This is a genomic window from Enterobacillus tribolii (assembly GCF_003363015.1).
Lineage (GTDB): Bacteria > Pseudomonadota > Gammaproteobacteria > Enterobacterales > Enterobacteriaceae > Enterobacillus > Enterobacillus tribolii.
In genome coordinates this window covers 82461-91197 of the sequence record NZ_QRAP01000009.1, presented here as the reverse complement: position 1 = coordinate 91197, position 8737 = coordinate 82461, and the positions used below count along the sequence as shown (strand labels likewise).

Here is an 8737-nt window from a genome sequence, read left to right as displayed (position 1 = left end):
TAATGCGCTGAGTGATATTGTAGAAAATAAAATCTCAGGCATGACGCAGCAGGAGAAGTATCAGAATGCGCAGAAAGAGCTTGTGGCTGCAGTTGAGGCGTGGATTTGCCCCTATATATCCAGATGTATTAGTCGCGACTTGATCTGACATATGGCCTTGAAAGTTGAGAGTTACCGGTTTTGATATGGGTGTCGAATCCTTATACAAAACACGAGGTAACTCTCATGGTTCATACTACCAATTCCGTTATCAAACACAAAGCTGGTTTGCTCAATCTGGCTGAAGAACTCAGCAATGTATCGAAAGCCTGTAAAATCATGGGTGTTTCACGTGATACATTATATCGTTACCGCGAACTGGTCGATGAAGGTGGCGTGGATGCGCTGATAAACCGGAGTCGCCGCGCACCAAACCTTAAGAACCGTACCGATGAGGCCACTGAGTGGGCGGTGGTTGATTATGCTATCCGAACTCAGTGAAGACAAAAACGGACTATTTCTGCATTGGCAACACTGGCTGGTGGGCTTGCTGGAGGCTTGGCAGGAGACAGTACAGGAAGTGCTGTGTCTGGAGCGCAGGCGGGTAAAGTCACCGCTGAAAATAACGCCACAAGTATGGGAATGCTCCAGCGAATACAGGCACAAAATATTCTCACTCTGGCTGCGTTGGCGGAAGCTGGGGGCGGTGATGCGCAAGAGGCCGCTGCCCTGGCATTGACCAAGAAAGTAAAAGCAGGTCTGAGTACATCCTGCCTGGCAAATGATGTCTGCGTCATAATGGCCATTGTGGCTGCTCAGCAGGATAAGAATGCTAATGTTTCCGGCCCGACAGATTTGCCGACAAACACGGGTGGAGATCAACTGGTAGATGCAGGACAGTTCCCGAATAATACGGGTGGTAAACAGACATTATATCCAAATGAAGTGTCTAATGACACAGGGCATCATGGTGAAGTTACAGATGTGGGTAAGAACCACACAGGAAACGATAGCGGTGTTCCAGATATTGGTGATATCACGACCATAACACCTATCTCTGATAATCCATCATTGGACGATCTGATTTATTTAAACGAAAAAATTCCTGGTCTTGAGGACGTTAGACCAGAAAACCCAGGATATCCTGCAAATCAAAGTGTTGTTGATAAAGTGAAAGATCCGAATTTTATCAGTTGGATTTCAAATACAGATTGCACTGATTGCTCAGATATTGCTCCTAAATTACTCGAAGTTGCTGGGAGACAGGAGAAAATTATTGAAGTTAGACCATTAAAACCTAACACATTGAATGTATACGAAAATGGGTATATGGAGAATAATATGACGTTTCACCAAGTATATACTGATGGTCGCTATGTTTATGATCCTCGAATATCTTTAAATCCAATACATAAGGGTGATTGGGAAAAACATATCAAAGCTATTAATCCTGATGGTGTAAATATTTCATAAAAACCACGAGGATTTAAATAATGCAAGTGGAAAAGGGAAGGGAGTTAATATCAGTTATTGAAAAGCTTGGAGAGATAGAGTGGCAGCGTTGCCACTCTAGATACCCAGTTTTCAGATTTAAAGATCAAAAAGAGTTTACAGAGGATAGGTCTACTAGACCACCTGCAACAAGTTTTCGATTCAAAAATGAAGATCCACAAATAATTAATTTATTGCAACACGCCATTAACTCATATAAAGGTAAATTGCAATGGATTATGGATAGTCAGAAGAAAGAATACGGTTCGGGAATAAATAGAGTTATTTATCCAAAACATGTCCATGATATGAAACATAAAGCTATACAAATATATAAAATGCCAGTTGAGAAATACATGGCTTTATATGAGCCTGAATTTGGTCCTATTGCCTATGATGATCTTGTTGATTTGACTAAGCATGTCATTTTTACTTTGAGAAATTCTGGGATTGATATTTAAAAACACTCAGAAAGGCTATTGTTTTATGATGGACTATTTTCTGGCTATTTAAACTAAACTTTATGACTCTATTAAAATTGAAAAGTAAATCCGCTCATGGAGCAGGAGTATTAGGAATTGATGCCAGCACTTGGTATAGAGAGGGTAAGCTTATCAGCTTGGGGAGTAATAAATGGGGAAATTTAAGAATGGATGGTTTTGATCCGAAATATAATCCTAAGCTGCAAGGTGGAACAATTCAAGGACAATTAGGTATATCGAAAAATATGAAACCAGTTCAATTTCCAGGTGTATTGGGTAATATGGAAGCATCTGCTACTACTGAAGGCTAAAATTATATTTTGCAAGAATAAATTAAAAATTGAGGGGAGGACAGGTGATAACAAAAAGTAAAGGATTAAGGTTCTTTATCATAGTCGGTATTTTAAGCGGTTTTGCAATATTCATCATTGCAGTGATGACTTTTCTTATTAGTCATGGTGTGACCAATTTATTTATGGAACGAGAGTTTATGTTTCCATTTGACTATGTAACAAAAGCATTAATAATGGGAGTGGTGGCAGGTTTTTTAGTAGGAGGAGGGATGTGGATTCAAGAGTACAAAAAACGTAATTAATTTAGAAATGTATATTGGACAAGATCCCGGCACTGCAGCCTGGGTCAGGTGGTAATTTGATGCCTGGAATGCTTGATAGAGGTAATACTTATAGAGGTAACTTAATAAATGTTAATGATCCCACGAGCTCCAACATACATGATCAAGGTAAACATGCAGATCAATCACATTACAATATCGATATTAGGTCCATCGATAAAAATGGTGTGGAAATTAAGAAAAAGCCTGCAATATTTATAGATAATTGAGGTGATTAATGCTTGTATCAGATATTGATAGATATATACATTTAGGTAGAAATGCAAACATTTGCGTTTATCGTGAGAAATTATCCGGGTTGGATATTATTATACAGTCACTCTATATAATACCAAGAGGAAATAATAATTATGCTATACAAGTTGTTTTTGATCCAATTGGGATGATTGACTATGGGGAGGGCTGGGTATGGGAAACATCTGGCATTTCTGTCAACGCAGCAATAACAATTGTTGAGGAGTTTTCGGGGCTCCCCTTAATAGCATGGGAGAATATTTCAAAAACAGGGAAACTAGAATCTCTTACATTAGAGCTAGAACGTGAGGAAGTAAGGAGACAAAATAAAGAATTTATTAGTGAATTCAAAGGGGGGGAGCCATTTCTTCCATCATTACCACAAACTGTATACTGGAAAGTTGTTCCTTACCCTCAATAAGCTAAAAAGTAAGCTTATGCAATGAAAAATAGTATGCCAACGTCAATTAAGAAGGTCACCACTGATAAGAAAGATAATTTGGTTAATACGTTCACGGGTAAGACGGTGGTGAGGTAACTATATGTTTATTGTTTACTTATGTGATAAAGTTATTGGTGAAAGCATTGCCTCATTGGAAGACTTTCCGGGAAATGAAAATAGAAACTGAACTTATACACAATCTCCCAAAAAATCTTCTGGACGAGAATATAACTGAATACGATATTTGGTTTCTAAATAACCAAGCTAAATACTATTTTGAAAAGTGCAATGATAATATATCCCCAAATTATAATAAGCATTTGGAATACATTAGCCTTCTTTTTTTAATGGTGCCCGATGAGCTAAAAAATAAGCTGGAATGGAAGGGGCCACGAAGATTTCAGTAAATAAGATAAGATCTTTTTTGCCAAGGTATTAGTCCATCGTTTCAATATATTATTGATATCCTGCTACTCTTCTTCTAAATTCGAATGCATCTTATTAGCACATCTTTTAACAACGCCATTCGGTAAAATAATAACTCTCGGCTATTCAAAACCAGAGTTTATACAACAAGAGTAGTCAATAGAAAGTCCGGAATTAAAAGTTAAAAATGCAATTTTAATGGTGTTTTTATCTAAAAAACTAATTTTTAATAAAATTAACCTCTAAACACTCCCCCCCTGACCAACATCCCCCTAAAAAACATAAAAAATATTTACACTTTATAGCGACCTGATATAATCCGGCTCGTTTCAAACTGTTATCAAAAAATATTCTGTCGTACATAACCTTTTCCCAAATTAAGGATAATCTAAATGAAAAAGCTTGCCATTGCCGCGGCTATTCTTTCAATCCTCACCATCTCCACCCAAGCCAATGCCGATTCTCAAACAATTACCGCCGGTTACGCTTACGGAAAGGTTCAGGATCTTAAAAACCTGAATGGCATTAACATCAAATACCGCTACGAATGGGATTCCCCCTTCAGCGTTATTGGTTCTTTTACTTATATGAGCGGTGACAGCGATTATTCATATTATTTAGGTCGTGACTATATAAAGAACGACGTTGATATGAAGTATTACTCTTTCTCTGCTGGCCCGGCCTACCGTATTAATCAATACATCAGCATCTATGGTTTGCTCGGTGTTAACTACAACAAAGCCGACTACAAAACCCATTGGTACAACTATGAAGGCAGAGAGAATCTTGTCGACATGGGTACAGAAAATGGCTCTCAGAGCAAAAGTTCCTTTATGTACGGCGCAGGTATCCAAATCAACCCTCTCGACTATCTGGCCATCGACATCGGCTACGAAGGTTCCAGCTTTGATGATGGCAGAAAAAGCCACTCCATTAATGGTTTTAACATCAACGTCGGGTATCGCTTCTAATCAAATTAAATACCGCCATAACATTTGGCGGTATTAACCTTTCCCTCAGAAAAAGATGAAAATAGGGAGCATGGCACTACAGGCTTCATGAAATCCACGATACAGTTTTTTACACCTTCAGCGTCTCCCGAAAGTTAACCCCCCAAAAAGAAAAAGGCACCTTCACCAAACAGTGAAAAGCGCCTTTTTTCAAGGAATTAACTGACTAGTATCAGTTCATACCATATTTTTTCAATTTCTTACGCAGCGTACCGCGGTTGATACCCATCATCAGGGCCGCACGGGTCTGGTTGCCGCGGGTGTATTGCATCACCATGTCCAACAGGGGCTGTTCCACCTCAGCCAGTACCAGCTCATACAGGTCGTTTACGTCCTGACCGTTCAGTTGAGCAAAATAGTTCTTCAGTGCTTGTTTAACCGAGTCGCGCAGGGGCTTTTGGGTTACCTGATCCTGTGAGTTTACGGTAGAAACGGTCAGTACGTCAGAATTTACGCGTTGTTCGAACATAGTTCTGTCAGCTCTTTTTTGTTACGCAAGATTTTCGAAGTATGCCTCCAACGCCTCCAGCTGTGCGCTGGCGTCCTCTATGGCGTTGAATGTGCGCCGAAACTGGTCATCCGGGGCGTGTTCCTGGAGATACCAGGACACGTGCTTGCGGGCGATGCGCAATCCCTTACCGGAACCGTAAAAACGATGCAGTTCCCGTACATGCGCTATCAGCAAGCGCCTGACTTCCGCCAACGGCATGGGCGAAAGCAGCTCCCCTGTGTCCAGATAATGCTGGATTTCCCGGAAGATCCAGGGTCTTCCCTGAGCGGCCCGGCCTATCATCAGAGCATCCGCTCCGGTGTAGTCCAGTACCGCCCTGGCTTTATGCGGGTCAGTAATGTCTCCGTTCGCGATGACCGGAATGGAAACAGTCTGCTTAACTGTCCGGATGCTGTCGTATTCGGCGTGACCATTAAACAGGCAGGCTCGCGTCCTGCCGTGAATCGTCAGCGCCTGAATGCCGCAGCGTTCGGCCAATCGGGCAATTTCAACACAGTTACGGTGCTCCGGCGCCCAACCCGTACGGATTTTCAGCGTGACCGGTACATCCACCGCGGCAACCACCGCGCGCAGAATGCGTTCAACCTGCTCGGGATACTGCAATAATGCCGATCCCGCCAGCTTGCGGTTCATCTTCTTGGCCGGGCAACCCATGTTGATGTCGATGATTTGCGCGCCGCCGTCAGCGTTAATTCTGGCCGCCGCCGCCATCTCATCGGGATCGTTACCGGCAATCTGCACTGCCCGGATCCCAGGTTCATCAAAATGCACCATGCGCAGTCGTGATTTATCCGTACGCCACACCTCCGGATTGGAGGAAAGCATCTCGGATACCGTCATTCCAGCACCCATTTCATGACACAACGTGCGAAAAGGGCGGTCGGTGATGCCGGCCATCGGGGCGGCGATCAGGCGATTTTTAAGCTGGATATGTCCAATGCGCATCGACAGAGAGTTGACCATACTGTGTCTGTAAGGGCGCGTATCTTACGCATTTTTCCGCCCAGATGAAAGGCCAAACTTTGAACAATCCGCTGTTATAGATCAAGGAAATCTCTCAGTTCGCTACCATATTGCATAATTATTGTTATTTTACATTGAGTTAAACATTTTTGACTATTTAGTGCTCTTTTTTATTTTTCTTACCGGATTCGTTGCCTGGCGGGGCTGTCAAGGCGATAAACGGACGAAATAGCAACTTTGTGCCACACTTATTGTTCATAACGAAAATTGCTCATAACGAAAATGATTTATCACGGGAACAAATCATTTCAGGAGAAATCATGACGGACGAACTGGAGCGTTTTTGGCAGGAAACCTTGCGCCGTCATCCGGCGCTGGCCGGCAGAAGCTGGCGAACTGACTATTTCGGCAACCCCGGCCAACAGGCGCAGGAATTGGCCGGGCTTATCGTGTGTGGTGAGAAAAAAGCGACCTGTTCCTTGCTGGAGGACGATGAACCGTTACCCGCGCCGGGGATGATTTCCCTGGTGCTGGATGGCCGTGAGCGCCCCGTAGCGGCGATAGAAACCACGCATGTGTCCCTGAGGCGCTTTCGTGACGTTGACGCCGTATTTGCCGCCGCAGAGGGTGAGGACGATAAATCGTTGTACAGCTGGCGGAAGGCGCACCGGGAGTTTTTCGGCAACATTCTGGAGGCGCGCGGAGAGGCATTCCGCGATGACATCTGGCTGGTGTGCGAGCATTTCCGGCTGCTGTATGCCGAAGACAAAAACGCCGCCCCGAACGGGACGGCGTAAAACGAGTGCGGAATTACTCTACGATCACCCGTCCGTGCAGCGGCTGCACCGGGCGGTTGTTGTGGTGATGCATCGTTGCGGCGAATTTCTCCACCTGCTGCTCGGAAACGGTCATCGGCTGTTTTAATACCAGCCAGCGCACGCCTTCGGTGCAGGGCGGGGTCGTCAGGGAGCCGCTGAAGCGGTAGTAGCTTAAATCGGCCGGAAACAGCCCTCTCAGCTCCATTTTCTCCTTGATACTGACGGTTTCACCGGCTTTTCCCGGCATCTGTTGCCAAAGCTTTTGCAACTCCGGGTTTTCCTTGCCGATCTGGAACATCACGGCAATAACCGCGATTTCGTCTTTGTCATTTTTATGGACGAAGTGCGCTTCCAGCGGGAAGGATTTACCGTCGATGGTGTTTTCGCTCGGGGTATGGAAATGGAACTGTTGCAGGGAGAATTTCTCATTATCCAGCGTCAGCTCATCGCCGCCATCGTCGTTCACCTGCACGGTGTGCCCGTTGTTGATTTCCGTCAGTGGTACGTCGCCGAAGCGAAAATCGAGGGGAGCCAGATGCGTTTTCTGTGTGGAAGTGATGTTGACCGGTGATTGATTCATACCGGTTTTGCATTGGTTGAAGTCCGGGGAAAGATCGCCCCAGTGTTCCGGCGCGCCATCGCCTTCATAAGACCAGGCCGGATGTTCGCTGGCATAGGCGCCGGCACTGCCGGTCATCAGCAATGCTGTCATCAATAAAGTCAGATATTTCATTGTCTTTGTCCATAAAGCTAAATTAGATAACCCGTTGGTTACAGCGGTTATTATATGCCTGGTAACAAAGACGGCCTAGCCGAGAGGAGTCCTGAAAACCGCCCAAAAAGGGCGGTTTTTGTAAGGATTATTTTCTGACGCCGGTGATACGGCACCACTCTTCACGTTCGGCAACGGGGTCGAGGATGAATTTATCCTGATACGCTTCTCCTACGCCGGCAGCCTGCGTTGCCAGCACACCGGAGAGGCCCAGCAATCCACCTGAAACCGGCAGATCGCCGATCAATGGCGCCAGCTCACGCAGCGGGCCGGCAAGAATATTGGCGACGACGACATCAGCACGCAGATCGGCGGGCTGATCTTTCGGCAGGTACAGTTCAAGGCGCTCAGACACGCCGTTACGCTGCGCGTTGTCGCGGCTGGCCTGAATGGCCTGGGGATCAATATCGATCCCGATAGCGCGCGCAGCACCCAGCTTCAGCGCCGCAATCGCCAGAATGCCGGAGCCGCAGCCGAAGTCGATTACCGTTTTGCCCGCCAGATCCAGACCGTCAAGCCATTGCAGGCACAGGGCGGTGGTGGGATGGGTGCCGGTGCCGAAGGCCAGGCCGGGATCGAGCATCACGTTCACGGCATTGGGGTCGGGAATATCGCGCCAGCTCGGGCAGATCCACAGCCGTTTGCCGAACTGCATCGGGTGGAAGTTATCCATCCATTCCCGCTCCCAGTCCTTGTCTTCCAACTGCTCAACCTTGTGGGCAAAACCTGCGCCCAGCAGCGGATGATGCTCCAGCTCCGCGACCACGACGGCCATGTCGGTTTCCGCATCATACAGGCCGATAACGTCGGTATCGCCCCACAGCAGCGTTTCGCCCGGCAGCGGCTCGAATACCGGATTATCGTGGGTATCCTGAAATGTCACGGAGACCGCGCCGCTTTCCATCAGTGCGTCGCTCAGCGCTTCCGCCCGATCGCCGGTGGTGTTGATTTTGATTTGAATCCAGGGCATAGCAC

Annotated in this window: 11 protein-coding genes and 1 pseudogene; 8 read left to right on the top strand and 4 right to left on the bottom strand. The window is 45.8% G+C overall.

The window, feature by feature from the left end:
• Positions 1 to 225 precede the first annotated feature (225 nt).
• From C8D90_RS17735 to C8D90_RS17710, 7 genes and pseudogenes are all read left to right on the top strand, one after another.
• A pseudogene (locus C8D90_RS17735) lies at positions 226 to 468 on the top strand (helix-turn-helix domain-containing protein); the annotation flags it as partial.
• A 36-nt stretch (positions 469 to 504) separates the two neighbouring features.
• A complete protein-coding gene (locus C8D90_RS22275; RefSeq protein ID WP_230473046.1) occupies positions 505 to 1452 on the top strand; it encodes a VENN motif pre-toxin domain-containing protein in 948 nt (315 codons plus the stop codon).
• Between the two features lie 20 nt (positions 1453 to 1472).
• Positions 1473 to 1931, top strand: coding sequence for a hypothetical protein (locus tag C8D90_RS17725; RefSeq protein WP_115459796.1), 459 nt, complete (start codon positions 1473 to 1475; stop codon positions 1929 to 1931).
• Positions 1932 to 1993: 62 nt separating this feature from the next.
• Entirely contained in the window at positions 1994 to 2263 is a 270-nt protein-coding gene (locus C8D90_RS22015; protein WP_147291382.1) for a hypothetical protein, read from the top strand.
• A gap of 44 nt (positions 2264 to 2307) precedes the next feature.
• A complete protein-coding gene (locus C8D90_RS17720; protein WP_115459795.1) occupies positions 2308 to 2547 on the top strand; it encodes a hypothetical protein in 240 nt (79 codons plus the stop codon).
• Positions 2548 to 2803: 256 nt separating this feature from the next.
• The gene (locus C8D90_RS22010) at positions 2804 to 3241 is read left to right on the top strand and encodes a hypothetical protein (protein ID WP_147291381.1); all 438 of its coding nucleotides are present in this window, start codon (positions 2804 to 2806) and stop codon (positions 3239 to 3241) included.
• An 839-nt stretch (positions 3242 to 4080) separates the two neighbouring features.
• Positions 4081 to 4659, top strand: coding sequence for an Ail/Lom family outer membrane beta-barrel protein (locus tag C8D90_RS17710; RefSeq protein WP_115459794.1), 579 nt, complete (start codon positions 4081 to 4083; stop codon positions 4657 to 4659).
• Between the two features lie 211 nt (positions 4660 to 4870).
• Here C8D90_RS17710 and fis read toward each other — a convergent pair whose 3' ends face one another.
• Positions 4871 to 5167: a DNA-binding transcriptional regulator Fis gene (gene fis / locus C8D90_RS17705; RefSeq protein ID WP_000462905.1), complete on the bottom strand. Its 297-nt coding sequence runs from the start codon at positions 5165 to 5167 to the stop codon at positions 4871 to 4873.
• Between the two features lie 21 nt (positions 5168 to 5188).
• On the bottom strand, positions 5189 to 6154 hold the full coding sequence (gene dusB, locus C8D90_RS17700; protein WP_115459867.1) for a tRNA dihydrouridine synthase DusB: 966 nt from the start codon (positions 6152 to 6154) through the stop codon (positions 5189 to 5191).
• Between the two features lie 338 nt (positions 6155 to 6492).
• Here dusB and C8D90_RS17695 point away from each other — a divergent pair, with 338 nt between their 5' ends.
• Positions 6493 to 6969 (top strand): ASCH domain-containing protein, encoded by a 477-nt coding sequence (locus C8D90_RS17695; RefSeq protein WP_115459793.1) that lies wholly within the window; start codon positions 6493 to 6495, stop codon positions 6967 to 6969.
• A gap of 13 nt (positions 6970 to 6982) precedes the next feature.
• Here C8D90_RS17695 and C8D90_RS17690 read toward each other — a convergent pair whose 3' ends face one another.
• Together C8D90_RS17690 and prmA are read right to left on the bottom strand one after the other, a co-directional pair.
• On the bottom strand, positions 6983 to 7723 hold the full coding sequence (locus C8D90_RS17690; RefSeq protein ID WP_196238521.1) for a carbonic anhydrase: 741 nt from the start codon (positions 7721 to 7723) through the stop codon (positions 6983 to 6985).
• Between the two features lie 127 nt (positions 7724 to 7850).
• On the bottom strand, positions 7851 to 8732 hold the full coding sequence (gene prmA, locus C8D90_RS17685) for a 50S ribosomal protein L11 methyltransferase (protein ID WP_115459792.1): 882 nt from the start codon (positions 8730 to 8732) through the stop codon (positions 7851 to 7853).
• Positions 8733 to 8737: the final 5 nt, after the last annotated feature.